Raw genomic sequence first — 25,996 nt, 5'->3', positions numbered from 1 at the left:
GAATACCGAGTCGGTGGTCATATCGCCGGCGAGGATATGCCGCGAAAGCGGCTTGAAGGCAGGGCTCCGCCCGCCGCCACGCCATCAGCGGGGGCTGCCAATATGTCATCGGGCTGCAGGTGTGGTTTAACTGGCGGTGAGGAAAACGGAGCGCAGCGACATCCTTCTTAACTGCCTGGTCAGCTACACTTAACCGGAAGTTTGAATAGAAGAACAACAGGATATGACATGGCCACAATGAGAGAGGTTGCACACCGCGCAGGGGTATCCGTGGCCACCGTTAGCAGGGTGATCAATAACACCACCTATGTTGAACCCGTGACCCGCGAACGCGTTGAGAAGGCTATGCGCGAGCTTAATTATCACCGGAACGCTGCCGCATTGGCCCTGGCAAAAAGAAGCGGGAATATGCTGGGGTTGCTGACCGGCAATCTCGATGACCCGTTTTTCTCGCGCCTGGCGCGGGGCGTCGAAGATATCACGCGGAAAGAAGGCGTCAGGTTGATGGTCTGCAGTGGGGGCCATCAGGCCGAGCTGGAGAAAAGTGGCCTCGACTTCTTGATAAACCAGGGATGTGAAGCCATCGTTGCGCATGTAACCCGTATGAATGAGGAGGACATATTAAGGTACGCCGCCCACACGCCGGCCCTGGTTGTGGTCAATCGTTATTTACCCACTATCGCCAATCGCTGCATATGGCTGGACAATGTCAGCGCAGCGCAAACCGCGACCACGATGCTCATCAGGAACGGCCACCGAAAGATCGCCTGCATCACGGCAGACCTGCCGATCGATGACCAAAAGCACCGGCTCGAGGGTTTCCGACGGGCTATGGCCAGTGCCGGCATCACCGTACCTGGCTCCTGGATAATCAGCGTCCCCTTCAACGAAGCAGGGGGCGAACTGGCGGCAGAAAAAGTATTGGCCAGTGAACACAGGTTTACGGCCGCTGTGACATTCAACGACGTGATGGCTGCCGGCATGATGCGAATTCTTCACAAGAAGCAGGTAACTCTACCCGGAGACATCTCTATCGTTGGGTTTGATGACGTTGCCCTGGCAAAATATCTCCACCCTTCGTTGACCACCGTGCACTATCCCGTGGAAAAAATGGCGAACTGTGCAGCAAAATTGGCGCTTCAGCTCAATACTGGCGTTACCGCCGCCCCACAGAATAATCAATTTTCCGCTGAACTTATCCTCCGAGACTCAGTGGCCGCTATCGAAAAAAATGACCGAGGCCAATAAAAAGACGCTTAAAAGTGAGAGTTTAATCACGTTAAACCACCTCATGAAACAAGTTACATGAACGCCTACCCTCGCTCACACCCCATTCGAAATGAATTAGTTACGCTTTTATAAAAGCCCCACCCTTTAACAGGAGTTGTACATGGATGACAAAAAAACGCTCAACCTTGGGCTGGCGATGCTGCCCATTGTGGCCATGCTGTTGCTGCTTATCATCGGATATGGCCAGTTTGGCCTGCGGATCGAGCCATTGTTATTGGTTTCTGCCGGTATCGCTGCCGCGTTAGCCTGGTGGCAAGGTTACCGTTGGGACGACATTATCGATGCCATCGTCTCCAAGCTGGCGAAAGCCATGCCGGTCATCATGATACTGATATGCGTAGGAGGCCTGATTGGTACCTGGATGTTCAGCGGCACCATTCCCTACATGGTGTATTGGGGGTTAAAGCTGATCAGCCCACAATACATCCTGATCGCCGCCTTCTTCATCACCAGCGTGATATCCGTGTGTACTGGTACCTCCTGGGGCGCTGCGGGCACGGTGGGCGTTGCCCTGATGGGCGTCGCTGCCGGCTTGGATGTACCTCTGGCCGCAGCCGCCGGTGCCGTAGTGTCAGGAGCCTACTTTGGTGACAAGATTTCCCCGCTGTCTGACTCAACGAATTTCGCGGCCATCGTCGCCGATACCGATCTCTACAGCCACATCCAACACCTGATGTACACGACATTACCGAGCTTCGTTCTGGCTGCGGTGGTGTACTTGATCGCCGGACATACCGGTGCCGTCGGCAGCGTCGCAACGCCCGAAAAAGTGACTGCGATAGTCAATGCACTTGAGGGGCTGTATCACTTCAATCTGCTCCTGATCCTGCCCCCTGCCCTCGTTCTTTGGGGGGCGGTGACTAAACGCCCGGTGATCCCCATCATGCTGGCAGGATGTGCACTGGCCATTGTCATCGGTGTTGCCCTCCAGGGATTCAACCTGCAACAAGGCTTAAACGCATTGATGGACGGATTTAACCTGTCGATGTTTGCCGCCCAGGGGAACAACGTGGTCGGGATCGTCGATGATGTTCCACGATTACTTAATCGCGGTGGCATGTTCTCGATGATGAGCACCATCCTGCTGGTCTTCTGCGCATTTTCCTTTGCCGGCGCATTAACGCTAACCGGCGCACTGACCATCATCATCAATCGGCTGCTGAAAGTGGTCCATACGACCGGCCAGTTGATTGCCGCCACTGTCGCAACCACCATTCTCGTGACCGGTGCCACCAGTGACGGGAAGCTGGCCCTGCTCATTCCGGCTGAACTGTTCAAAGGGGCGTACCGACGCATGGGGCTGGACAATAAAAACCTGTCGCGGACCGTCGAAGATGCAGGCACCGTCATCGAGCCGCTGATCCCGTGGACGGCGGCCGGCATTTATATGGCGACTACCCTGGGGGTCAGCACGCTGGATTTATTGCCGTGGGCAGTCCAATGCTACGCCGCCGTGGTGTTTGCCCTGATTTATGGTTTTACCGGATTCGGTATTGCCAGGATTCAGCCCCAGAACGACCTGCAGCAGAAGGAAGCCTGACGTGAAGACCAATTTTAACCAGGTAGTTAACCGGCACAACACCGGCTCGGTGAAGTGGGACTTCATCGAGCACTATCTCCAGTTGGACGGCAGTGACCTGTTGCCGATGTGGGTCTCTGATTTTGACTTCAAGTGCCCTGAAGAAGTCCAACAGGCGCTGCATAGCCGTGTTGACCACGGCATATTTGGTTACAGCGAACGGGACGCTCACTATTACCAGGTAGTCATGGATTGGTTCTCAAACCGGCACAACCTGCACCTGAAGCGTGAATGGTTTACATCAATAGAGGGTGTAGTTCCCGGTCTGGCCATACTTATCCAGTTGCTCAGCAACCCGGGCGATGCCGTTGTGGTACAGGGCCCCTACTACGGCTCATTTGCCAAGATCATCACCATGAATGGCCGGGAAGTCATCGAGAACCCGCTGGCGGAAAGCCCGCAGGGCTACCAATTTGACTTCGCTCAATTGGAAGCCTGTTTCAAGCTGCGCAAGCCCCCGCTACTGCTGCTGTGCAATCCCCATAACCCGACCGGTCGCTGCTGGACACGTCGCGAACTGACGCAACTGATGGCGCTCTGCCGCACCTATGGGGTGACCGTGATATCCGACGAAATCTGGGCCGACCTGATCCTGCCCGGAGAAACGTTCACGTCGGTCCTTCACCTGGACGAAGACTGCCATGAACACGTGATTGCAGCCACCTCGGCCAGTAAAACGTTCGGGTTGTCGTCGCTGCGTATCTCGAATTTCCTGATCCCCAATGCCCGTACCCGCAGTGCGTTCATCGACCGCCTTAACGCCCATGGACTGGATGTCTTCAATGCGCTGTCGATGACGGCGGCCACCGCTGCGTACCAGCACGGTGCCGCCTGGCTTGATGATTTACAGCGCTATCTGGCCGAGAACCGACGCTGGTTTGAACAGGCATTAGCCTATGCTGCGCCCTGGTGCAAAATGACCCGGGCGGAAGGCACGTACCTTGCTTGGCTGGATTGTCGTGCTTTGGGTTTAGATGACAACGCCTTACAACAGGCCTTGATCCATGAGTCGAAAATTGCGCCCTCAATGGGCAGCAGCTTTGGCCCACAAGGGAGAGGTTTCATACGCATCAACCTGGGCTGTCCTCGTCAATACCTTGAAGACGCAATAAGGGGGCTCGCCAAACTGAAACCGTAAGACAACGGGTACCCGGAGGCAAAGACCACATAAACCGGGGCCGAATAATGATGATAGTTAATGCCCACCTTTGCGTGGGTAAGCTCAACACCAGGGAAAGTCATTCAGTACCCGCATCAACCAACCATAGGTTCGAGCGGGTACTGACCATCAAGGAACTGTCAGACCACTGACAGACCGCTGACCACCATCCAGATGGAAGGCTAAAATGGCTGCTGTTGAGAGTGCACAATTTGCGCGTTACTTTGAGTTGTTTCCAGAATTAACGCCTACACAAGCAATGACCTGTATCCTGTTCTCCATGGGATTGGCTATCCCGACCATTGCCGACTTGCGTGATGTCTCTCCCGAGACCGTGCGTAAAGTATTGCAGGAAGCTCGCCAAAAACTCGATTTATCCAACCTTGCTGCTGTCACAAGTGCCGTTCAGGTGAGGCTCACCATGGCCATGATGGGGCTGCAAATTGATTTGCGAGAGGAGCACCCACGAGTAGCATAGTAGCTGATTATTTCTGTATTTAATGAAATGTTACTTTCATTAAATACAGAAAATCGTACTGATAGGGTTTCAAACGGTACGCAGGGAGTTACAGCTCGATAGCAATGATGAGTCGTAACCTGCCTGCCATACCGTCTTACCATAAACTCAAAATCGTTTAATCTTAAAATCGCATAATCGTAAAACATTAAATACAGAATTACTCTTTTCCGTATTTGTTGTACAACAGCTCACGCACTTCATCAGCGATCTTGGTACCCCGCAGAGCACAGGCAGACTTGATGGCTTTATGGAGACTCTCCGGGATATCAATCGTGAGTCGCTTCATTTTCTCGACCGGCAGTGGCTCTTCTTCAACAGAGCGACTTTCCACCCAGGCATCCGCGTTAGGAGCCGGTTTGGTTGGCTTGGCCCCAAAAGTCACTTTTTTCCCACTCATGCTTATTGCTCCAAAATCTCGTTAACCAGGGCACGTATCTCTTTTGACGCGGCGGAATCCGGTTCAAGTTCGAATACCGCTTTGCCGACCGCAGCAGCCTCAGCGAAAATCACGCGCTGTGAAACCGTGGCCTTCAGCACCGGCGTTTCATACGTCGACAGCGCCTCGCCCACATCGCGGCCTATCGCAGTATTTACGATTTTACGATTAACCGCAAATACAGATTTAAGGTTTTCTTTATAAATTTTGGCTTCATGGATCAACGTGACCACTTCTTGTGCCGCCCAAACGTCATACGGGCTGGGCTGAACAGGAATAACGACCAGGTCTGCGGCCATGATGGCGGAACGGGCCAGATCCGTGACGCGAGGTGGGCCATCGATGACGATATGGTCATAATCCTGGGTGAACTTGCCGATATCCTTGTGCAGCGTTGCGCGCGGTAAACCCAGCACCGGGAAAGCGGACTCTTCCTCTCTTGCCGCCGCCCAATCGAGGGCACTGCCCTGAGGATCAGCATCAAGCAGCAACACACGCGCACCATCCGCTGCCAGGCGGGCGGCGATATTCACACTGAGAGTGGTTTTGCCGACTCCCCCTTTCTGGTTCAGTACAGAGATAATCATCAGGCTCTCCTGGTATGAGTTATTACGATTTTCAGTAAAATCGCATTTCTGCAAACTAACAATTACGATTCAATTGCAGTGTATGCATAACCGCGGACAAGGTCAATACTGAAATCATTAATTACGCTTTTCTGTAAAATCGTATTTGCGATTATCTGCAAAACATCCGGAGCTATCATGTGGCGGGCAGCGCCAGCAGCTCGCGCGCCTCATCGACCGACAGGGAGAACGTCAGATCCGGCGTCACGTCCAGCGCAAAAATCTTCGTATACACCTCGGTGTTTTCCAGGCGCTTATGCCCCATCAGCGCCTGCACCTGCTTGATGTGCACCCCATTCATCAGCAGGTGCACCGCATAGCTGTGCCTGAATGTGTGCGGGGTGATCGGCCGTACCGAGAACGTAACGCCGTCCCGTTCCGCCCGCGCGATCGCCGCCTTCAGCCAATTGCGGGGCGTTTCCTGGCTGGCCACATCCCACATCGGCGTCGCCCGCCGGGTGAGCAGTTTGAACGTCGCAAAATACTCCTGCAGCCGGCGTACATAACCCATATCCGGCAACGGCACCGCCCGGAACGGGGCCTCCCACAGCTGCTGCTCTTCTTTGGTCGGTCGCCGACGAGGGCGGGGTACTCGCTGCTTCAGGGTGCGCAACCGGACAAACGGCAGGTCGCCGTTGAAGAACACATCCCCCGGCGTCAGCGCCAGGGCTTCATTGATGCGGGCGCCGGTGTTCCACAGGGTTTCGATCAGCATGCGCTGGCGCAGATCGGGCAGGTAGTCGAGCAAGACCGCAATTTCCGGCGCCAGCAGGTAGCGGGGCACATCCAGTGAGGCGGCCAGGGCCATTTCGCGCAGCCGCACGGCGCGCGCAAAGCCGCCAGGCAGACTGATCGCGCTACGTGAAATCTGTCCCATCTCGAGGGGGATGATACTCAATTTTTCATTCTCCGCACTCTGTGCACTTTTCGGCCTTCAAAGGCCGCGATCGCGCTTTGACACCGTCGGCGATCGCCGGGTTGGCGCTCAATGCGCTATTGTGCCGTGTCAGCCCCGGCGCCGTGAAGCCGAATAAATCGGTGATCGGTCAGGACAGCATCGCATAAAAATTGGGGAAAAAACGCAATGTGCGTAAAAAACACAATCATCATTGCTGCCGGCTGGCGCCGGTGTGACAGGCGAAACGCGAACACCGTCCCTAATCCGCTGTGACACAAGGGAAAATCGGCCCAGGATCGGCCGGGCAGGGCGGTTGGGGAGTCTAGCGGAAATCCCCAACCCGACCAAACTCATTCAGACTCATCGTCCTGACTGAAATACGCTCGGCAAACGACATGGTATTTACCGTCTTCGCGAACGGTCCATTTCTTAATGAGTTCAACATTCTGCAGGGCCGACAGGAGAGATTCAGCCTCCGTAGGATTGCTTAACGTCAACGTGGCACTTTTCTGGCTAAACAATTTAGAGAACTCTTTCTCCTGTAATTTATCGATCAGAACAGTAATATCTCTTCTGTTAACATAGCCGGTTTTAATTAATCGGATGATTAAAAGTATTTTGAAATTATCAGCATCGGATAACGCTATCAGCGAGAGCATAACCTCACGGGAAATACTCAAATCAGAAAGGAAGTTATCGTTATACTTGCCGTTATATTTCAACAGCAAGGTCGCCTTCTCCTTTTCACTAAATGCAGGTGAAGAATTTATCTCTGTGAGCGATGTCTCAAGGAATGCATCACCTTCATCAACTTTGAGATAGTAATCCGTATTACGGAGAAAGGTATCTTTATTCTGAACAAACCAGCTAACAAAAACTTTAGCATCAGCCTCATCGGTCAAAGGAATGAACCGTTCAGCCGCCTTATCAAAAGATTCAGAATCGAGAATGATTTTATTGCCAGAAATAAGACGCCGGAAATTATGAATACTGAACCGTTCATCCCAGTAATGGACGTTAATCGCTACAGGCTTCATCACTGCGGCGTAAGAAACGTCATTGAGCTGTTCATTACAAATGACCTTCATGTAAAGAAGATCATATTTGTCACCATCAACAAGATCAAGAGGCTGTTCCCCCAGTACCTTGGCATGTTTTTCAATATAGCTCGTAAGAACATCGGGGTTACAGTTCTCGCAAACATAGGCAATCAAAGCCTCCCATCCAGGTACCACATGGTCATAACGATAAAATAAGTCGTGGTAAGAAATAGCGTCCTCGCCCATATCTACTTCTTCAGTGAACAAGTGGAGATCGTCAACGGTAAACTGCATTTTTTTAAGGATTTCAATTCTGACTTCATCACTGAGAGAAGGGTGTTTAAGTACGCTGACTATTGTATTACTGATTTCTTCTGACGCAATAAAAATATCACGGACAAACACATCAATATTAGTATCAATATACGCTTTTACGTTAGATAACTCATAACGATTAACCAATGACAATGGCACATCATCAACCTGTTCACAGGTGACATTAACATGCTGCAACAGTCCCGCTACCACTGCCCTGTAGTTTTCCTTATCAAAGGAATACATATGATTATCTGCCACAAACTTTAGAGCTTGGTTCTCAATCTCTGTCACTGGCAAGGTGATGTCATCAAATATCACCCCAATTTTTTTTACGTTATTCATAAACGGTTGTAGCATTTCATGGCTCAGATGAGAGACCAATTGATACCCCTCATCTTCGATAAATCGTCTATAGCGCTCATTATCATTCGTTGCGTCAGGGCTAACAAAAGCTATCATATTGACCGCAACTTTTGTTTTTATTGTGTCTGAACCACTTCCCTCAAGAACGGCAAGCATCTTATCTAGATAGCGGTTCTTCTCCAGTGAATTGACAATGAATTTCACAAATAAATCAGGGGTATTAAACTTGGCCTCTAACACACGAAACACTAAAATTATATTTTCATGGTTTTTATTGAAAACTTCTGAAACCATACCTGAGAGTGTATTTTTATTTTCTAGGTCCTGGCTATCCAACATATAAGCTATTATTTGATGATGTAAAGCCCCAGAGCGGTAAATGTAATTCTGATCTATCAGGTCTGATAACACATCCTTTTCGTTATCCAGTGCGTAGTTATCATTAATTTCTGCGCACCCCATCTGTCTCCCCACCGCCTTGATATAATCATTATCATTAACTGAAATAGTGCCTTCATGAAAGATGGAACGGAACATCATGTAATCTTGCATAATGAAGCCGTTCGTCAACAAATAGTAGAGTGCCTCTAACCCACCAAAACGAAAGCCAGAACGGATAGTCTCAAGTTGTTCCTTATCAATAATATCCGGATCATTACATTTTTCAATATATCCTTCAGCGATTTCTTTAAACCGGTTTTCTCCTATACGCGTTAGCAATTCAGCCAATGTGATTGCATTTCTGGTGCGAATATTTTCCTTTACCTCCTGAAGTTCAGTGATAGCCTTTTTGAGTTCAATTTTCCTGTCTGCAGAAACAAGCCTTTCTCTTTTCTTGTACTCTTCCGCAACGTTTTCAGTATCTATTTGATAAAAATTCTGATTATTACTGTAGCCAGCATACCGTTGTTCTTGTCCACTAAAGAAAGCCATGAATTCGTTTTCATTATTATAAAGATTGGATGCTTCAAACATAGTATAGGGAGCGTAGTAATTTCCACTTTTACTTGCAAAGAATATTATTGACCACAACGGTTCTGAAATATATCTACATATGATATCTTTTCTGACATCAGTAGCTGATGATGCAGATTCCTTTCTTATTTGTTCAATTCTTTCAGAAATATTTCGCTCTCTTTCATCCAGTGACTCGAAGTAGTTTTCATGCAATCGCTTAAGGCGATAATCATTAACAAATGAATAGAGAACCCCCGCTTTTCTGTCCGTCAAATGGTAATCCTGTGCGTAGATATTCTTATAAAAAATAAGAGAAAACACCTTTGCTTCATTTTTCTTTTCATCAACAATACGTCTAAATAAATTATATTCATTGGCTATATTTTGCAACGTTCTCATATCACCGATATACAATGATGTTTGTTTAAGAAGGACTTTGTTCACCTCAGGGAAGTCTGTTATTTTATTTTTTAGGTGAGTATATGCATTTCTTGCATCCATTACAGGAATAATAGGAAGGATAAAATCAAAAAATTTGGTGCGTATGTCTGCGCCGAGAAAAATATCATCCTTGCATGCATACACAAATCGTACAGGATCACCTTGCATATTATTATTAACAATCTGATTTATTTCCCTCAGCTTTACAAAAACCTCTGTATTACCAAGCCTATCCAGATCTTCAAAAATAACTATTTTATGCCCAGTTCTTGAAAAGAAATAGACGATTTCATCCAGGCAATTGTTAAGCAAAGAGGATGATTCCTGGGGAGTCATATCGGCACTTCCCTGGAGAAAAGCTATCTTGCTCAGTTTTAATTTTTTATCAAATAATCCAGCTTTAGACGCTACACGAACGATAAAGAATAGCGTCATCACGACCAGAACCATACTGAAAAACAACCGTTCAGGATAGGCGTTATTAATCAGAGAAACCACATTCTCGCTAATCCCGAAGAAAGGAAGTATCTTTTTTGGTATAATTGAAAACAACAATAGCAACGATGGTGCCAAGACACTTAGCGAATTTAAGAAAAGCCAAATGACATGCTTGTTATTTCTGTTCTGGATACGGTCGATGCGTGAATCTGGGAGATTATCTTTGTTTTCTTTGTACAATATCTGTTGAAGGATGCTGAGTTCAATCTCTGCGTTCTCGGGAGGTTTTTCGTTATCTTTTCGTGACATGGAGAAATCAGCCAGAGAGACATTAATAAAGTCTTTTTTTAACCGAGCGCTCAGATAAGAGAGTATAACTGTACTTTTACCCGCACCGTAAGGGCCGGTGATTGCGATATTTTTTACATCTTTTTGGGTAAACGCAAAATCAAGCGCTTCAAAATATTCGCTGACGCTAGCATCCGTAATTATCTTCGGTGTTAATGTATCATAAACGTTTTCATTCGGACTGTGTGATGAAGCATCCGGTTTTTCAAATACTCTTTTCAGCCAGCTGAATATTGTCATTTTCATTCCTTAACGTTAACAGATTTTCATTCCTGTTTTACGTAAGCAGTTTACCATTGTTACCAATATAAATTAGTAGCTACTTGTGATAATGTGGAAACAAGTAAGATCCAAAGGCTATTGGCCAATGAAAAAGAAAAACCACACACCGCACGATGCGACTTTCCGGCAGTTTCTGACTCAGCCGGAGATTGCCCGCGACTTCATGGAGATCCATCTGCCGCCAGAACTACGTGCTATCTGCGATCTCAACACATTAAAACTGGAGTCAGGCTCCTTTGTCGAAGATGATCTTCGCCAGTATTTCAGCGATGTACTCTATAGCCTGAAAACTACCACCGGTGCTAACGGTTACGTCCATGTGCTCATAGAACACCAATCCACCCCGGATAAACACATGGCATTCAGGCTTATCAGGTACGCGGTGGCAGCCATGCAGCGACATCTGGATGCGGGTCACGAAAAACTGCCACTGGTTATCCCAGTTCTGTTTTATACCGGCAAGCGTAGCCCGTATCCGTATTCCACCAACTGGCTGCAGGAATTTGATGATCCGACGCTGGCAGGGAAACTGTATGCTGGCGATTTTCCGCTGGTTGATGTGACGGTTATTCCCGATGATGAGATCATGAGCCATCGCAGTATGGCTGCGCTGACCCTGCTGCAGAAACATATTCGGCAACGAGATCTGGCTGAGCTGACCGACCAACTGGCCACCATCCTGCTGGCCGGCTATCTGTCTTCGCCCCAGGTGATTTCGCTGGTACACTATATTCTCCAGGCTGGTGAGTCGTCGGATGCACAAGCATTTATACGCGAACTGGCACTGCGGGTACCGCAACATGAGGATGAACTGATGACTATTGCACAACAACTTGAACAGAAGGGCATTGAGAAGGGTATCCAGCTTGGTGAACAGCGCGGTATTGAGAAAGGTGAACGTGAGGCCACGCTGAAAATTGCACGAGCCATGCTGACTAACGGTATCGATCGCGACTCGGTTATAAAAATGACAGGGCTAACCGTCGACGATCTGGCGCAAATCCGTCATTAATCCATCGTATTAACGGGCAGGGTAGGCATTGTTAGACAAGACCGAATCCGTTACCACGGAAAACACCACTTCAGCGCTCAGCCATCTGGCGTTCTGCGCCCTAGCGGCGCTGGGTCTGGCGCGTCAGGACGGAATCGCCGGCACACCCTATGCCGAAAATCTGTTTCTTATTCGCTGGCTGGCCACGGCCCAAAAGCAGAAACGATTCCCCAAAAGCGTAGCCGTCGATATCACCTGGCTACTCGAACGCGGGCGTAAACATGGGCCGGCCGGAAAACTGCGTCAGCACCTGGACTACCTGTGGCGCTCCTGCAGTGGCAATCTGGCCGCACAATCCGATCTGTTCCGGCTCACCTACGCCTCAGAAACGCTGAAAGACCAGGGCTGGGATAATTACGTGATGGATGCACGGGAGTGGAAATCCGGAGTTACCCTGACGCCGTCGCTTAACAACGGCTTCTACGTCGAAAAAACGGCGCTGAATGCGGCCTTTACCCAGGACGGACGGCACCTGCACCCCGTACCCTTTCGCATTATTGGTGACACCGTCACCTTTATTCGTATCATGACGGAATATGGCCTGAACGCGAGGCTCGTCAACAGCACCCCAGATCACCATACGGTCGCGCTGGAGCCCGCGTAGCATTGCTCCCTGCCAAACCGGTAAAAAGGAAACACCGATGACAATGGCCGATTTTCGCCGAATGGCGGCAAAAATGGATCAGCATATGCAGCAGTTGGACGCGCAAGGCGTCACGGAGCCGCACCAGGTTATCAACCGCATGATGGGCTATACCCCTGAACTGCATCAGATTTGGACCGGCACCACGGATAAAGAACTGATGGCATTAACCCAGGAATATCCAGGCTTTTACCGTTACGCCCTCATCATGGAAACTGCGTTCGAGCAGGAGAGCCAGAGGTCGTCCCGCTCTTATGACGGCATACCTGAATTCTCTGCAGCCCATAAACACACCATGGAACAGATACTCACCACGGCCGCAACGCTGGAACGGGGATACCTCGCTTATCAGGGCAACGCCTTGGCGGTGTTTGATGAACAAATAATCCGGCTGGGCCAATCGTTCAAATTATGGCAGGAATGCGTAGCAGACTTCAGAAAAGGGCTGAATGCCGATGAGAACGTCACCCCTATGCAGCGTGACTACGTTCATGCGGGGCTGACACGGATTGCCGATCGGCTCATGGATTTACAGACCAAAATCCAGATGCATAGAAAATGACCTCTATGCCGGAACCCCGGAAAATTCCGCCTCGTTTGTTTCTTCTAGCGACAGTTTGGCCCAATGGGAGCGAAGGGGTGATTTGACGACATTTGTTTACTCAGCCAGTGGAGATGTCGCCCGCCAGTATTCTGATCCGCTGGCGTAGAGTATCAACCGGCAGAGTATCAATGTCCGGTAACATGGCCACCAGGGACAATGCCTGGATAGCCAACACAATAACCCTCGGCGGCTTAGTCTGCTCATAACGGATGTAAGTACGCATCGAGATACCAAACTCCTCAGCAGCCCGTTCCTGCGTCCAGTCAAGCCCCGTCCGCCAAAGCTTTAACTCGAATCCCGTCATATTTCATCACCCTAAATATGCCAATTTGTCATATTATATCTTCATAACCTTGTTTTTCATACCGGCCAAAATCTTGGCGGGTTCCCGCTAAGAACCCCAGGCAGGGTGTCGGAAATTTCGGCGGTTGCGGCGAGCAGGCATAAAATCGTAAGTTTTGGGTTTAATGCGCGTTAGCGCATGAAGGCGACAAACATGGCTATAAAGAACTCAAATGATGAGGGTCGCCGGTAGCCCGGCGAAGCCGGTTACGGTTTGATAGATTTCGCCTATCCCATCCCTCGTCCTGAAGAGCCAACCCCATTAACAGCGCCACAGAACTGTTTTTGCGCGGTCGGAGTGGTCACGGCAAGGCGTAGCCGCCGCCGGGGCGTAGCTCCGCGTTAGCGGGCCATATGGGCCGCTTACGAGCGTGTATATCTGGCTAATCGCGATGATTCTGGCAGCAACTTAATTTTTAGTTACAGCATCCATCATAAAGCCACTCTGTTCCGGGCCTTTGGCCCGGGGCGGGGCGGCTTTGCGATGGCTGAGTTGTGAGAAGGGGTATGAGTTAGTCGGATGACTTTTGCCCGCCATTGGCGGGAGCTACTTTTAAGGCGCTTGCGCCGTTTCTGAGCGGCGCGGGTTTACCCGCTGCAAGTGAAGGCATTATCCACAGAGCAGAGCTCTTGTAAGGTCTTTTTAGGTCTTAATGAAGTTACAGTTACTTTGCATGTAATTCTTAACAGGCATTTGTCCTCATAAAGCATTTGCATCTATCTGTGGAAAACTCGCAACGCCAGGCCAGATCCTTGCACTCGCCATCGGTTTGGCGGACTGGCTCGCAGAAAAATGGTACCTAAGAGTCAATTCAGGAATAGTGGACGTACCGAGGCCTACGCAATCAAGCGCATCAATGGCGGGAGGGCGGAAAGCCGGGCAAAAGAGAGGGGGTTATGGTGTATCTGGTGGGGCTGACGTGGCCAGTTTGCGCAGGGCATGATAGCGCTGATCAACCTGCCGCTTTAGCGCCAGGTGGCCCATGGCCTCCAGCTCATCCTTGCTGTACATCTTTATCAGACCGTTAAGGATCTCAGTGCGAGCCTGCTGGCGCTCCATCTGCAGCAGTTTTTGCGCTTGCCGCCGCTGTTGTTTGAAGGAACGGTGACGCGCCCGGTGTTCAAAGGCCCGTTTGATATGCTGCTCCTTGGCACGCCGGCGGGCCTCTGATAGCGTTATCGGGGCTTCGCCCTGCTTGACCAGCCCTTGATTCATCCACGCCAACTGCTGATTCTGCGCCGCCTGATACTTGCCCAGCTCGTAACCGATCAGGACAAAGAACAGCTCGGTTACCCAGATGATTTTGGGAATGTGGGAGCGGCTGGCTTCATCCCAGGCGCGTTCACAAGCGAGGGCACCCAATTCTTCCAGCGTGGTGATCGCCCGGCTGGCTCGTGAGATACTTTTCTTGTCGCCACTACCGGTCGACAACCCACACCAGTCGGAAAGCTGTTCAACGCTGGCCTCAACCTTGCCGGTCACAATATTCAGACGATCGGACATCGCCACCATCAGCGCATTGATCGCTCTGGCCCGGTGTTCATTCATACGTTTAAAGACCGGCCGCGTCAGTCCGGTTTTCTGCTGGACGCGTGGTGTGGTGTACCAGGCTTCATGTCTGGCAGGCTGATTCTCACGGGCAGCCGTCACCAGCGCCCGGATAAGGGCAGGTTTGTTCGCACCAGCCTTCGGAGGCTGATAAGAGGGGAAAGGATTGCTGACGTAGCAGCCCCGGGAACGGGCTGATGACGCTTGTTGGACAGTCGTGCGGTTATCCACCACTTCCTGCGCTTAAGTTGCACAGGGGGAGTTGACCTTTAAAAGGCATAAAACTATACTCCCTGCATAGAGCAACGCTTCTATACAGTTTTAAGTGAGCCCCGTTAATCTTCTACGTCGCCAAACAGAAGAGATTATCGGGGTTTTTGCTTTTCCGGGTTCCGTTCAAATGCCTCAGAACCCATTCCTTGCCACCTTACGGCGTGGCCAGCCAAAAAATTCTTCAAACGATCAGTAATCTAGCACTCGCCAGTACAACTAGCAAGAATGTGAACCTTTTACATTCTGCTGTTTCTGCGGCCCGTCTCAATTTCAATGAGTTTTTCGATCATCTGTCCCTGAGTTAAACCCTCTTCTTCACATAACTGTAGAAGTTGGTCTTTCATGGGATTTTTGATAAATACATTCACTTCTTTATGAGTCTCGCGCTTACGGGCTATCGCCGCCAACTGCCTTTCAGTAGCTGACATAGGATTACCTTTACGGTAAGAGCGCTTCGTTTTCGATGAGGAAGTAACTGCGTTTACGACCTGTGGCATTTCTGCCTCCCCAAGGATCTGAAAAGGATCGTTTGGCAAAGCGTACTACAGAATCCGTAAGTTAGCAGCATAAAAAGCATTTTTCAGTCCCGTTGGCGCGGGATGACAGATAAAAATGCAGGAAGAGCGGACGACCTGAGCCCAGAGGATCAAGCCGTCATAGGGTTACAGAAAGGCATGGGGGGGACATTTCAATACGACGAACGCCACTCCTTTCCGATATCCCAGCTGTCGGCCGCTCGGCTAAAATTAAATGACCCGATTTCCGTGGTTTTACTGTCACAAACAATTGTTTTATCGTGCATTATCTTGAACTTATCCACCGTTCTCACCGGAATGCCGGCATTGACCAGCAAATTCATCGCCGCCTGGCTGGCCTTGTTCTGGTTTCCCTTCGCGTCCAGCACCACTTTCACATCAACACCCCGGCGCTTGGCGCTCGTCAGTGCCTTCGCCACCTCAGGGGAGGTGAACGAATACCCCATCAGCCGGATACTGCTCTGGGCATCATTGAGTGTATTCAGCACCAGCTGCAGGGCGCTGCCTTCCGGTGAGAATCCCACCTGCACCGAGGGCGCCGCCATGGCACACGGAGCCAGTGCCAGGGTTGCGACCAGACACCAGGCTTTCAGAGATGTCCGCATCATTTGGCGCCCCCGTAAAACACATTCCCGTTCCTTGAGCTGACGTCGCCCTGGACATGGCCACAGGTGACGTTACCTGCACGCGTCTCGATGTTGCCGGTGACGTTACCGGCCCTGACGTTGCCGTTGGTGCTGCGCACGGTACCCACATTCCCCTGCACCGTCACATCAGCATCTTCGGAATCAATCACCTGCACGTCTCCCACAATCGTAATGGCGACAGCCACCACCTTCCCATCACCCAGCGACACTGTCTGGCCATCCGCAATCACCTGGTTACCGCTGACGCGGATATGATTACCATCGACGACCATTGTCTTGCCGTTTACTGTGATTTTCGTTGCCATTTTGCTTTCTCTTTTGAAGTGTTGTCGGCCGGCTTCTCAACCGGAATATGTTGCATTTGATAGGCCATCAGACGCGGTTGCCCAACACCCAGTGCGGTCGGTGTTTTCGCCTGCACCTGGTAACCACGCCCGCGTGCCGGCAGATGCGCCAGTGCCGTTTCCCATAGCAGACTGGTGCTGACCGCCGCCGTCGGACGTCGGCGCCAGATATACTGCCACTCGTCTTCCAGGTCATTAATGGCGGCCAGCGCGGGATCGGTCAGCAGCAGGTTCTCCAGATCTGAACGTGCGTCCGGCGCATCCAGCCGGCGGACTATCTGCTGTATCCGGTCAGCCCGTGGATAGCTACGACGAATGGCTGCCGGTGCCTGCGCAAGCAGCGCATTGAGAGATGGTGGGGCCACCTCGATAAAACGGTTAATCTGTATCGCCTCTTTCGTAAACTTGTCAGCGTCAGCGATATAGAGCGAAGCACCACGAATAACCTCTCCCCGGAACAGGGTGATATTCTCGCCCTCCTGCAGCTGCTGCACTTCTTCCACGCTGACCTTCTTTTGCTCGCGTAACTGCAGTTTGTCGTCTTCATCCCAGCGACTGCCCATGACACCGTTCTGACGCACCATCTGGCTCATTTCCGGCAAATATTCCGTGCCGGCCATCAACTGCAGAATTTCCAGGGTGTCTTTCGGGTCCATGATTTTGCCGGTGATACGCGTGCCCATGTTGGCAATCAGCGTCCATACACGATCACCGGCCGCAGATTTAAGCCGCTGTGCTTCTTGTCCGGCCAGCAGCAGGCAATACCCCAGCGATCGGACCTGGGTGGCCAACTCACCCAACTTTTCGGTGTAACAGGCCCCCACCTCATCGGCTATCCACAGAAAGGGAAACCTGTCCTTGTACTTGCGTACGACCATGATGTCTTCCGGCCGCCCCTCCAGTTTTTCACCTAGGTCCTGGCTCAGGATCATCGCCAGCTGAGACACATACAGTCGCCCGAGAGCAGCAGCCTCGGTGGAAGAGATTTCCAGTGCGGGGATAAGGATGACGAGGATGCGATCGTTGTGAACCACGTCTCTCAGGTCGATGTCACCGGCGTCGCGGGCAAACACATGACCGTAGGTGTCATTGAACAGCGCCAACATGCGGGTGAACTGCTGAATGAGGTAACCATGCTGATTAAGCGCCTCCGGTGCCCATTCTGACGGGGAGTCCACCGTGGCCAGGTCAAACCCCGCCAGTGTGCCAAGATAGTTCTCCAGCGGTAATCGCGCCTCATCATGCCACTGCTCTTCCACTGACTGGATATAGAGCCGCGCAATACTGCGCAAGGGGAGATGGGCTTGAATAGTACGCTGCGACATCACCGTCCCTTCTCGCCGGCATTTGTACACCAGGGCAAACACCAGCGCCTGTATCATCGCCCGCGCTTTCTCCTGCCAGCCGCCATCGTTGCCGGCCGGTGGCAACATCGAATCCATCAGGTTGATGATGTAGGTTTCTTCAGCGATGCCGAAGGCATTGACCGTATTGGTTTGCGGCCGGTTTTTGACATCTTCCAGCAGCTCCTGAGCCCGCGAACGACCGCCGGTGATGAAGTTCATCATCCGCAGATCGTCTTCACGACCAAAGCGCCGCGCCATGGACGCAATGGCCAGCGCCACATCGTTTTGTGCCTTGGCGTCGGAATAAATCAGCCCCTTGCCAAGAGCGAGTTGGTTGAGCACATAACCCAGCAGCGTTTCCGTCTTGCCTGCACCGGTGGTGCCAAACATCAGGATGTGCCGCGTCATGTCATCCATCGACAGCCACAGCTCACGCCCCGCATCACGCCCACGCAGATACCCCAGGTAGAGGATGCCGGCCGCCTTGCCCATGGCGATACGCATGACCGTCACGGGCAAGAAACCAAACAGCTTACCCGGCACCTGCCGCTGTGTAGAAGGGTCGAGCCGATCCATATCGGTAGGCATACGCATCGGCATTTGCCAGGGTTCCATCAGCATCGCGGGCGCCCAGAACATCATCACGGGCAGCGTTAACCACAATGTGACCGGCCAAACCACACCGGCGATGACAGCCCCTGTCATCCCCAGCGCCAATCCTCCCGGGGATAACATCCAGTCCCCCAGGGCTGAGTGATAAACACGGCGGTTAACGCGATTGCGTTCAACGCCATAGTCAGTCGGTTGCATCCGGCGTCTCCTTCTCGCTCAGGAACTGACTCAGTTGGGCTGGATCTCTCAGGACCGCCTGAGGCACATAGCGACCATCATCCGCAATCACCCATGGCGTACCCGGAATGCGATAGGCCTGATAGGCCACCTCATTGACGCCCAGTGCCTTTTCAGCCACATCACAGGTGCTGTCAGCTTTCTTGTCGGCTGGGGGTTGTTTACCCAGCTGCAGTCCATCCGTACCAACAGTAAATAATGCCTGCCAGGCAGCTGGCCGTTGCTCTGGCGGCAAGCACAACACCGGTGTGATAGCAGCAATGGATTTTTCGCGCCCAATCACTGCCACCGGGAAGACGACCACGTTCGCCAAATGGGCTGCAGCCACTAATGCCGGCTCCAGATGCCGGCAATTCGGGCAGTTGGGATCAGCAAACACGTATAAGGTGCGGTCATGGCCAGAGGAATAGTTCACGGTGAACAATTGGCGATCGGCAGCACTTTTCAGCTTCTGCGGCAGAGTAGCCCGGACTGACGCCAGCAGCGCCCAGCCATCTTCTGGCGCGGCAGTTCGCGTTTGCTGGACAGGCACAGGGTTTTCAGGACGTATGGCTTTCGCGTTGGTATGCGGAGGAAGCGCTGGCGGCAAAACCAAAGGCGGTGGTGCTAGGCTAACCTCTGGCCCCATCCCCAAGGGTGCAACCTCCCGGGACTGCGCCAGGTAAACTCCCAGCATGACCCCGACAAACAGCAACGCACCGGCCATCGTCAACCGGGTACCCCATCGGGAGCGCCATTTTTCCGCCTGCTGTAGCTGTGCACCGGACAAGGCCGCAAGCAACTGATCGTTGCCACCATTGGCACTGGACTCAACCGTGAACACGTTTCCCAACTTGTCGCAGCACACCACCCCGGCGTCAGACAGGAAAAAAGTCGGCTGGCGGCGCAGGTCGACAGTACACAAAGTACGGACACCGCCGTTCTCCCCAGTACGTTGAACGACTAACAGATTATCGCGGATGTATACGGAGAAAGGCGCATAGCTTGATTTTGCACGCATGGAATATCCTTTTAATTCAAATACGGGTCGACACCAGAGACTGATTAGCCTGGCGTACAAATGGGGTAAAATTCGGTGGGTGTGATCAGATAAATCAAGAGGAGTGACGCTAGGGTGCAGTTGCCTCCTCGCTGTCCGGCGGGTCGGTAATGGCATAAACAGCTGACATCACCGACTGCTCTGCCGCCTGGCGACGACTAATCACCACCGGTGTATACGGATAGACCAGACCCAGACTTTCCAGATCGGCCTGCAGCCCTTCAACAGCTTGCTCCACCATGATGCCCGGACGAGGCAATCCCAACTTGCCGGCGCGCACCTCGGCCCGAGCCTGAGCAGCAATACCAGCGCCTTCGACAAACACCTTGGCAGTATCTGCCGAATGCAGGCCATACCACAATGTACGGTCAACACCCTTGAGCCAACGAAAACGCGCCGGTGGCAATCGCAGGTCACGGGCATACAACCCAACCAGCGCACTGTGCACATACCCGTGACCAGCCAGCCACTCGTTGACGCCTGGCGCTTGAACCACGCGTTCAAAAGCTGCATTGGCCAACGGGAACAACGGCACAGGTGAAACCCGCTTGCGTCGTAAAAAACGCCTCACTACACAGGAGCGATTCAGGTCATCCAGCAACCGTGAAGCCGCCGCCCGATCGTTAAGGAATACCTGCAGACCAAACACTGCCAGCAGGGCGCGTTCATAAGGGTGCCAATTTGTCACATTGCACATTGTTTTTCCCAACTGCGCAGCGAAGACATTCGCTGCGCCAGTCCGATCGAGCGTCTTGCGTTGAACGAGTTGATGTTGCGTGGTGAAGTCTTCGGGTTTCAGCGCCCAAACATTCGCCGGCGCGGGATCATTCATCAGGCCATCCGGCCCGGATGCCATGGCCAGAACAGGCATCACGGAGGGGGCAAAGCCACTGACCAGGCCCGGCAACGTATGGACATTGATAGGCCGTTTGCTACGAAAAGCCAGAACGGGGTGCTGCGCCAGCGCGATAAAGCTGGCCACAACGATCGGCACCAAAAACAACAGTAAGATACCTGAAGTGGCGTTCATCACATTAAGCCACTCATCGAAGGTAACGCTGTCGGCGTGATTGGCCGTGTCGGCCAGCAGGTTAATTTTTCCACCGGCCCAGTTATGGATGCGGGGAACATCTACCGCAGTCCAGAGCCAGTACAAGACCCAGCAACTCCCGTACACAAACGAATCAAAAAATAGCCAGCACAATAGAACAGCAGCACAGAAGGCCAGGAACATTTGCCCTTGATCGCCGTCCCACGCGCTCTGCGATGGGCGGTTATACATAGAGGAACTCGCAAAAAAGAACACCGGCTAAAAGCCGGTGTTAAGGGTGTTTGCCACCCGATGAGGTGACTAGAGGGGGATAAGGTACGACTCAGGCCAGGCGAGGGATCGCGATATGGTTTTCACGCTCCAGCTGCTCACGGTGAATATCAACATACTCAGAGAACGGCATCGCCGGCTGATATTGCTTGAATTCCATAGAACCCAGCGTATCAAACCAGCGTTGGGCCCACGGAGTAGCAATTTCGATACGGGGCAACTCAGGGAGCTTGGTGTAAAGGCGGAACATCTTTCCTTCCACTTCCCGATTGGTCCAGTCGTTCATATCCAGTCCAATCACATCCACTTCACCTTTTCGGATACGATGCACGTAAAGGATGGTGCCGCGCTTGATATCGATACCCAGATATTTACCATCACCTTCATGGAACATCTCATAGCCTTGTTCTGGCATAAAGAAATCGGGATTTTTTATATCATTGGTAATAATTTTCAAAAGACGGCGTTTTTTTAAAACATGAAAGAAGAATACAGCAACGGGGATTATTACCCCCATCCAGATTGTTCCAACAATAATATATATGTCGCTACCTGTCTTACCAGGGGCACTAATGGCAAACAGAGATAAAAGCCCCAATATGAGCAGACACGGGAGAGCAACTAACCCATAAGCAAGTTTGATAAGGAAAAAAGTGAACTCTTTCCCTGTTTTTAGTCGCTGAGCCATAAAATTTCCTCCTCTATGATTGAATACATTATACCCAACCACTGTGTATTTGTCAGGGGGTTTCTACTGTATTCCATCAGTTTCATTACCCTTTCCAGACCGCTTCGGCATATTGCGCATACCGGGAATTCGCTGCGATCCCGTACCTGCAGCACCGAACATATTTTTCATATTATCGACCAAACCGCCCATGACATTATTCCCTTCTCGACCGCCGAGGAATGAGATCACATAATCTGGCAGTGAGGCCTGTAGGCTGAATAAGCGTGTCACGCCAAAGGTGGCAATACGTGCATATATCATCAACCAGCCAACCATCTTGACCAACCCCATAATCGAGTCAGCATTGGCGTTAGCCAGGGCTGAAGCAAACAACAAATTGAGTACCGTGCCGCCGGCAATCGCCGCCACAGAGGCGAAAAAGAACCCCAACACCATCAGCGAAGGCCGCAACATCATGTCTATCAGGAAAATATACCCATATGCGCTGCGGCTCCCCTTGTCTTCTTCTGCCCCCAGATGCGTCGCTGACCACATTGGTCCTGCTGCGCACCCAATCAGCACGCTGACAATCCAGTTAAAGAAGCCCGTCATCCAGAAAATAAAAGGGACGGCCGGCAAAAATACCGCCAGTGAGAATCCGATAGCCAAAAGTGCAAACATAAAGAAGTAGAACATTGGCGCCATCGCACCCATCACATCCTTCACCACCGCGCCGGCATCAACCGCAAAGATCTTACTTGCCCACCCCACCGGTGAGTTACTGGCCGCCGATGCAATCGCCCAGGTGCCGGCATAGGCTGCCATCAGCGTTTCTGTGGTACCCAGCGTATAATCGCCTACTTCTTGCATTTTAATCAGTGGGTTAACTTGCTCAGTGTAGTCTGAGTTTGCTCCTATATTTCTCGTTGCTATAAAGTTAGTTAGCCTTTGTATAGGACTTTTTAATATGCCAACAAATACAGAGTTGGGCTCTTGAGCTGCACCGGCTGCACTGATCTCGCTCTCCGTTTGTGTTCCCAGGGGTGGTGTATAGGTACTGTTCTGCACCTGTGCGCGATAGGCGGTAAACACCTGGTTGTACAAGTCTCCCGTACCGTGCTCACCCACCCCACTCATGCCACTGGTGATCGGCGTCGCATTGGCCACATCGTTGGTTTTACTGTTGGCGGTCGCGAAGGTGTGATACCAGGCCCCCAGAGAAACCCAACCATAACTCTTGATCTGATTGACCAGCTGGCTCTGCAGCGAATCCTTGTAGTTGATCTGGTTCAGCGCTTTGTTGACCGTATCTTCATAGTCGGCCGCCGCATTCTGAATGTCGGTTTCCACATCCTGAAAACTGCCACTGTCCTGATCACGTTTACTCAAATAGGTATCGACAAAGTCCATTGCCGCCCGATCCAGTGACGTCTGCATCCTATCCAGCGCCTGCTTTTGTGACGCCACAACATTGTCGGTATCAACCTTGCTGTCAAATAACAAGTTCCATACACCGCTACGGGCAGAGTTCGGTGTTTTCGCCGACCCGCAAATGGCACTGCCATTACCGGTCTCATACTCACCGTTGCCCCCTTTCGTACTCATCATGGGCGTATTCGCTTCCCCTGACGCATAAAGAGCCTGCAGTTCGCGGTTGATGGCATATTTGCACAGGTTCATTTCAAAAATGGCCCGTGCAGCTGAACGGGTCGCCGGCGCAGTCGGCTGCGTGACCATCGAATACCCGCTGGCCATCATATCCGCCGCTTTATCTGTTAGCAGGTTAGCGCTACCGACGCCCATCACAGACGCGGCCCACAACATCACCAATTGCGAAATCGACCACCCCGAACCTGTAGGCACCAGCGTGATAAAGCCCGCAAAGGTCATAACCGGATACAGCATCGAGCGAGCACCATTAAACACACGCCCCTCATGTCCAGCCTTCACGACGGTTTTCATCGTCACGGTCAAAAACCAGAACAGGGCTATGGCACAAAGCACACCGTTAATAATGGCAAATAGCGAGCCAATCAACGTTTGTTGCCCAGGGTTAAACGGATGTAGAACCACATCCCCAAAGATCATGACCAGCGCCTGGCGCGATAAGTCATTGGTTTTCTGCGCAGCGTCTGCGATGGTCTGATAATTCACACCATCGGCGAACGCTGGCCAGGAAAAGACCAGCAGCAAGCCTGCTGACCACAGCCTTTTGAGAAATTTCATCGTGTTGTCCGTATATTATGACCCCGGTAGATCGCAGGGTAGAAGGCAGGGAAGTGAATGAGGCGTCAAAGGGGGATAAATGCAGTCGGGCTGTCAGCGCCAATAGCCTAATGACACTACTTGCCGGCAACAGCGATTCTCCGACCGGAAATCACCGAACGTCCCCTTTTCTTCTTTACTGACGCGCTGCGTATTGAGTTGCCACAGGCGATACGTCACGATCAGCGCTTTCACGAACCCTGCAGCCCCTAACAACGCCAAAATCAATGACGCAATCGTCGCACGCAGCAGGACCGAGCCAGGCAGGGAGACTAAACTCACCATGATCATCAGTAACAAAATCAAGGAGAGTCCGCCGCAAACCAGCATAAGGAACCACCAAAATGCCCGGATGCGGACATAGTTGGTGCGAAGCTGCTCAACCGAAACGCCCGCTGCCGCCACGGCTTGTGCCCAGGTCAAAGTTTCACGGTCAACCTGACGACGTTCGCGAACCACCTCCCGTACCCGCTCCAGGTTGTTCAGTATCGGCCGCATGCTACCCCGGTAAATAACGCCCAGGTCAGAGAATGGGTTTACCAATGAAAGCCCTACTTTCCCAACACGCCGCAACGAGGAGGTTCCGGTTTTCTTATCGTCACGTTCAGTTTGCATTAGCCGTTACCCCCGCACTCATCTGGTTGGAAAGCTGCTGTAGTTGCGGCGCATATTGTGCTTTCGCCGCCATGGCCAATTGCTGACCGCCAATAACATTTGCCTTGCGCAGCTCGTTTTTAATGCCCAACTGCAACCAGTTACCCAGGCTCTGGACACGCACCAATTCACGCATCAGATTGTCGCCATTCATCGCCTGCAGATCGGTTTCATAAGCGGTATTGGCGTAACGTCGGCCGACTTCGAAAGACTCATATTCCCGCTCACTCATCACCCCGGACTTTTGCGCTTCCTGGCTCGCCGTCGCTGAAAAATACTGACTGGCCGATGGACTCTGTAACGACTCACCTAACGCATCCCGGGTCGCAGGATTAGGCTGACTGGCCGCGATCATGTCCAACTGGGGCTGCGAGGCCGCGCTCTGTATTGATTTGTATTGTGTTAGCAATCCCTGATATTCGCGGCCTGTGGCCGATTGAATATCGCCTTTCCCCGGCGTACGCCCCGCATCATGGCGGGACGAGTTTTTCATGTAGGCCATCGCCGCATCGACCTGCTCTTGATTGAAGGTCAGGTCAGGTGCCTTACCAACAGCGCCAGCGCCATCCATCAGGGAACGCAGCTCGATATCACCGCCGGGCAGCGGAGAGACCTGTGGACACAGGTCTGTCCCCCCATAGGTTGCCGCTTCCTCTGCCGTACAGTAAGCCGCATGTACCGCCGCACTGCGATATCCACCCTGACGCGGCGCCACCGGAAGGGACGCCACGCTCTTGCGCACCATTTCGCTGCTGACGCCCCCGCCGCCAGACAGTCGGGAGGCGCTGGAACGGGTCTGCTTACTGACCTGCGTGGCCATGCCGGAAGCCGATTCGCTGCAGATACTGTCCGTTACCGTGAAGCTGTCACGGGCACGCTCCAGACGCTCTGTCTGACGCCCAAAAATATCGGACTCTCGCTGTGCGCGGGCTGCCTCCGTCACCGCTGACACCTGTTTGTCGCTGGCCTGCACGATGGCGGTGCCTATCTGGGTTTCCGTCGTGAGGATCTCTGCCAACGTGGCATTGATGGTGCCCATTGCTGGCATAACCTGGAACTCAATCGGCGCACTGCCGGATACATAAACGGTATATGCGGCCGCGGGCTGGGTCAGTACCAGACTGACCGCCAGCGCGACCACTGTCGCAGAGTATTTCATGATTTTTCT

At 52.0% G+C, this 25,996-nt stretch carries 23 protein-coding genes; 7 read left to right on the top strand and 16 right to left on the bottom strand.

Features of this window, described 5'->3' with window-relative positions:
- Positions 1–228: 228 nt before the first annotated feature.
- The 4 genes from ACGS9J_RS23970 (at position 229) to ACGS9J_RS23955 (ending at position 4,506) form a co-directional block, all read left to right on the top strand.
- Complete coding sequence (locus tag ACGS9J_RS23970) at positions 229–1,248, top strand: LacI family DNA-binding transcriptional regulator (protein WP_442233136.1); 1,020 nt, start codon at positions 229–231, stop codon at positions 1,246–1,248.
- Between the two features lie 142 nt (positions 1,249–1,390).
- Positions 1,391–2,830, top strand: coding sequence for a Na+/H+ antiporter NhaC (nhaC, locus tag ACGS9J_RS23965; protein ID WP_308317565.1), 1,440 nt, complete (start codon positions 1,391–1,393; stop codon positions 2,828–2,830).
- A 1-nt stretch (position 2,831) separates the two neighbouring features.
- A complete protein-coding gene (locus tag ACGS9J_RS23960; protein ID WP_442233135.1) occupies positions 2,832–4,007 on the top strand; it encodes a MalY/PatB family protein in 1,176 nt (391 codons plus the stop codon).
- 208 nt (positions 4,008–4,215) lie between these two features.
- The gene (locus tag ACGS9J_RS23955) at positions 4,216–4,506 is read left to right on the top strand and encodes a helix-turn-helix transcriptional regulator (RefSeq protein ID WP_442233134.1); all 291 of its coding nucleotides are present in this window, start codon (positions 4,216–4,218) and stop codon (positions 4,504–4,506) included.
- Positions 4,507–4,705: 199 nt separating this feature from the next.
- Here the strand turns inward: ACGS9J_RS23955 and ACGS9J_RS23950 are convergent, their stop codons facing one another.
- The 4 genes from ACGS9J_RS23950 to ACGS9J_RS23935 all read right to left on the bottom strand — a co-directional run bounded on the left by ACGS9J_RS23950 (position 4,706) and on the right by ACGS9J_RS23935 (position 10,653).
- Positions 4,706–4,945, bottom strand: coding sequence for a plasmid partition protein ParG (locus ACGS9J_RS23950; protein WP_442233133.1), 240 nt, complete (start codon positions 4,943–4,945; stop codon positions 4,706–4,708).
- A gap of 2 nt (positions 4,946–4,947) precedes the next feature.
- The gene (parA, locus tag ACGS9J_RS23945) at positions 4,948–5,571 is read right to left on the bottom strand and encodes a ParA family partition ATPase (RefSeq protein ID WP_261440463.1); all 624 of its coding nucleotides are present in this window, start codon (positions 5,569–5,571) and stop codon (positions 4,948–4,950) included.
- Positions 5,572–5,746: 175 nt separating this feature from the next.
- Positions 5,747–6,508: a tyrosine-type recombinase/integrase gene (locus ACGS9J_RS23940; protein ID WP_442233132.1), complete on the bottom strand. Its 762-nt coding sequence runs from the start codon at positions 6,506–6,508 to the stop codon at positions 5,747–5,749.
- 350 nt (positions 6,509–6,858) lie between these two features.
- Entirely contained in the window at positions 6,859–10,653 is a 3,795-nt protein-coding gene (locus ACGS9J_RS23935; RefSeq protein WP_442233131.1) for a YobI family P-loop NTPase, read from the bottom strand.
- Between the two features lie 127 nt (positions 10,654–10,780).
- Between ACGS9J_RS23935 and ACGS9J_RS23930 the strand changes: the two genes are divergently transcribed.
- Genes ACGS9J_RS23930 through ACGS9J_RS23920 form a run of 3 tightly spaced genes read left to right on the top strand, consistent with a single transcriptional unit; the run spans position 10,781 to position 12,951 of the window.
- A complete protein-coding gene (locus ACGS9J_RS23930; protein ID WP_442233130.1) occupies positions 10,781–11,707 on the top strand; it encodes an Rpn family recombination-promoting nuclease/putative transposase in 927 nt (308 codons plus the stop codon).
- 28 nt (positions 11,708–11,735) lie between these two features.
- Entirely contained in the window at positions 11,736–12,350 is a 615-nt protein-coding gene (locus ACGS9J_RS23925) for a DUF2913 family protein (RefSeq protein WP_442233129.1), read from the top strand.
- A 37-nt stretch (positions 12,351–12,387) separates the two neighbouring features.
- Positions 12,388–12,951, top strand: coding sequence for a hypothetical protein (locus ACGS9J_RS23920; protein ID WP_442233128.1), 564 nt, complete (start codon positions 12,388–12,390; stop codon positions 12,949–12,951).
- 100 nt (positions 12,952–13,051) lie between these two features.
- Here ACGS9J_RS23920 and ACGS9J_RS23915 read toward each other — a convergent pair whose 3' ends face one another.
- The 12 genes from ACGS9J_RS23915 to traW all read right to left on the bottom strand — a co-directional run bounded on the left by ACGS9J_RS23915 (position 13,052) and on the right by traW (position 25,987).
- The gene (locus tag ACGS9J_RS23915; protein WP_442233127.1) at positions 13,052–13,216 is read right to left on the bottom strand and encodes a hypothetical protein; all 165 of its coding nucleotides are present in this window, start codon (positions 13,214–13,216) and stop codon (positions 13,052–13,054) included.
- Positions 13,217–14,230: 1,014 nt separating this feature from the next.
- A complete protein-coding gene (gene repA, locus ACGS9J_RS23910; RefSeq protein WP_261440451.1) occupies positions 14,231–15,115 on the bottom strand; it encodes a plasmid replication initiator RepA in 885 nt (294 codons plus the stop codon).
- A gap of 278 nt (positions 15,116–15,393) precedes the next feature.
- On the bottom strand, positions 15,394–15,654 hold the full coding sequence (locus tag ACGS9J_RS23905; protein WP_048795546.1) for a replication regulatory protein RepA: 261 nt from the start codon (positions 15,652–15,654) through the stop codon (positions 15,394–15,396).
- 191 nt (positions 15,655–15,845) lie between these two features.
- Positions 15,846–16,298 carry a phospholipase D family protein gene (locus ACGS9J_RS23900; protein ID WP_442233141.1) on the bottom strand — a complete coding sequence of 151 codons (453 nt, stop codon included), beginning with the start codon at positions 16,296–16,298 and terminating at the stop codon, positions 15,846–15,848.
- A complete protein-coding gene (locus tag ACGS9J_RS23895) occupies positions 16,298–16,612 on the bottom strand; it encodes a hypothetical protein (RefSeq protein WP_049190151.1) in 315 nt (104 codons plus the stop codon). Before ACGS9J_RS23895 ends, ACGS9J_RS23900 begins: the two co-directional genes overlap by 1 nt.
- 11 nt (positions 16,613–16,623) lie before the next feature.
- Positions 16,624–18,840 (bottom strand): F-type conjugative transfer protein TrbC, encoded by a 2,217-nt coding sequence (gene trbC / locus ACGS9J_RS23890; protein WP_410529507.1) that lies wholly within the window; start codon positions 18,838–18,840, stop codon positions 16,624–16,626.
- Positions 18,827–19,879, bottom strand: a complete 1,053-nt coding sequence (locus ACGS9J_RS23885) for a DsbC family protein (RefSeq protein WP_442233126.1) — start codon at positions 19,877–19,879, stop codon at positions 18,827–18,829. Before ACGS9J_RS23885 ends, trbC begins: the two co-directional genes overlap by 14 nt.
- A gap of 109 nt (positions 19,880–19,988) precedes the next feature.
- A complete protein-coding gene (locus ACGS9J_RS23880) occupies positions 19,989–21,074 on the bottom strand; it encodes a secretion/conjugation apparatus DotM-related subunit (protein WP_442233125.1) in 1,086 nt (361 codons plus the stop codon).
- 217 nt (positions 21,075–21,291) lie between these two features.
- The gene (excA, locus tag ACGS9J_RS23875) at positions 21,292–21,927 is read right to left on the bottom strand and encodes a plasmid IncI1-type surface exclusion protein ExcA (protein WP_241391268.1); all 636 of its coding nucleotides are present in this window, start codon (positions 21,925–21,927) and stop codon (positions 21,292–21,294) included.
- 63 nt (positions 21,928–21,990) lie between these two features.
- Positions 21,991–24,135, bottom strand: coding sequence for a DotA/TraY family protein (locus ACGS9J_RS23870; RefSeq protein ID WP_442233124.1), 2,145 nt, complete (start codon positions 24,133–24,135; stop codon positions 21,991–21,993).
- 93 nt (positions 24,136–24,228) lie between these two features.
- Positions 24,229–24,789, bottom strand: a complete 561-nt coding sequence (gene traX, locus ACGS9J_RS23865; protein ID WP_308813627.1) for a conjugal transfer protein TraX — start codon at positions 24,787–24,789, stop codon at positions 24,229–24,231.
- Positions 24,779–25,987 carry a conjugal transfer protein TraW gene (gene traW / locus ACGS9J_RS23860; protein ID WP_048795538.1) on the bottom strand — a complete coding sequence of 403 codons (1,209 nt, stop codon included), beginning with the start codon at positions 25,985–25,987 and terminating at the stop codon, positions 24,779–24,781. Before traW ends, traX begins: the two co-directional genes overlap by 11 nt.
- Between the last annotated feature and the right edge of the window lie 9 nt (positions 25,988–25,996).

The sequence above is a fragment of the Serratia quinivorans genome, from assembly GCF_052113645.1.
GTDB classification, from domain to species: domain Bacteria; phylum Pseudomonadota; class Gammaproteobacteria; order Enterobacterales; family Enterobacteriaceae; genus Serratia; species Serratia quinivorans_B.
The sequence above is the reverse complement of the archived record's forward strand: the minus strand, read 5'-3'. Positions and strand labels throughout refer to the sequence as shown.

Excerpts from the sequence above, each read along its gene's own strand:
- ACGS9J_RS23970 (WP_442233136.1), top strand. The coding sequence starts at position 229 with ATGGCCACAATGAGAGAGGTTGCACACCGCGCAGGGGTATCCGTGGCC.
- nhaC (WP_308317565.1), top strand. The coding sequence starts at position 1,391 with ATGGATGACAAAAAAACGCTCAACCTTGGGCTGGCGATGCTGCCCATT.
- ACGS9J_RS23955 (WP_442233134.1), top strand. The coding sequence starts at position 4,216 with ATGGCTGCTGTTGAGAGTGCACAATTTGCGCGTTACTTTGAGTTGTTT.
- ACGS9J_RS23950 (WP_442233133.1), bottom strand. The coding sequence starts at position 4,945 with ATGAGTGGGAAAAAAGTGACTTTTGGGGCCAAGCCAACCAAACCGGCT.
- parA (WP_261440463.1), bottom strand. The coding sequence starts at position 5,571 with ATGATTATCTCTGTACTGAACCAGAAAGGGGGAGTCGGCAAAACCACT.
- ACGS9J_RS23935 (WP_442233131.1), bottom strand. The coding sequence starts at position 10,653 with ATGACAATATTCAGCTGGCTGAAAAGAGTATTTGAAAAACCGGATGCT.
- ACGS9J_RS23930 (WP_442233130.1), top strand. The coding sequence starts at position 10,781 with ATGAAAAAGAAAAACCACACACCGCACGATGCGACTTTCCGGCAGTTT.
- ACGS9J_RS23920 (WP_442233128.1), top strand. The coding sequence starts at position 12,388 with ATGACAATGGCCGATTTTCGCCGAATGGCGGCAAAAATGGATCAGCAT.
- ACGS9J_RS23915 (WP_442233127.1), bottom strand. The coding sequence starts at position 13,216 with ATGCGTACTTACATCCGTTATGAGCAGACTAAGCCGCCGAGGGTTATT.
- ACGS9J_RS23905 (WP_048795546.1), bottom strand. The coding sequence starts at position 15,654 with ATGCCACAGGTCGTAAACGCAGTTACTTCCTCATCGAAAACGAAGCGC.
- ACGS9J_RS23900 (WP_442233141.1), bottom strand. The coding sequence starts at position 16,298 with ATGCGGACATCTCTGAAAGCCTGGTGTCTGGTCGCAACCCTGGCACTG.
- ACGS9J_RS23895 (WP_049190151.1), bottom strand. The coding sequence starts at position 16,612 with ATGGTCGTCGATGGTAATCATATCCGCGTCAGCGGTAACCAGGTGATT.
- trbC (WP_410529507.1), bottom strand. The coding sequence starts at position 18,840 with ATGCAACCGACTGACTATGGCGTTGAACGCAATCGCGTTAACCGCCGT.
- ACGS9J_RS23885 (WP_442233126.1), bottom strand. The coding sequence starts at position 19,879 with ATGCGTGCAAAATCAAGCTATGCGCCTTTCTCCGTATACATCCGCGAT.
- excA (WP_241391268.1), bottom strand. The coding sequence starts at position 21,927 with ATGGCTCAGCGACTAAAAACAGGGAAAGAGTTCACTTTTTTCCTTATC.
- ACGS9J_RS23870 (WP_442233124.1), bottom strand. The coding sequence starts at position 24,135 with ATGAAATTTCTCAAAAGGCTGTGGTCAGCAGGCTTGCTGCTGGTCTTT.
- traX (WP_308813627.1), bottom strand. The coding sequence starts at position 24,789 with ATGCAAACTGAACGTGACGATAAGAAAACCGGAACCTCCTCGTTGCGG.
- traW (WP_048795538.1), bottom strand. The coding sequence starts at position 25,987 with ATGAAATACTCTGCGACAGTGGTCGCGCTGGCGGTCAGTCTGGTACTG.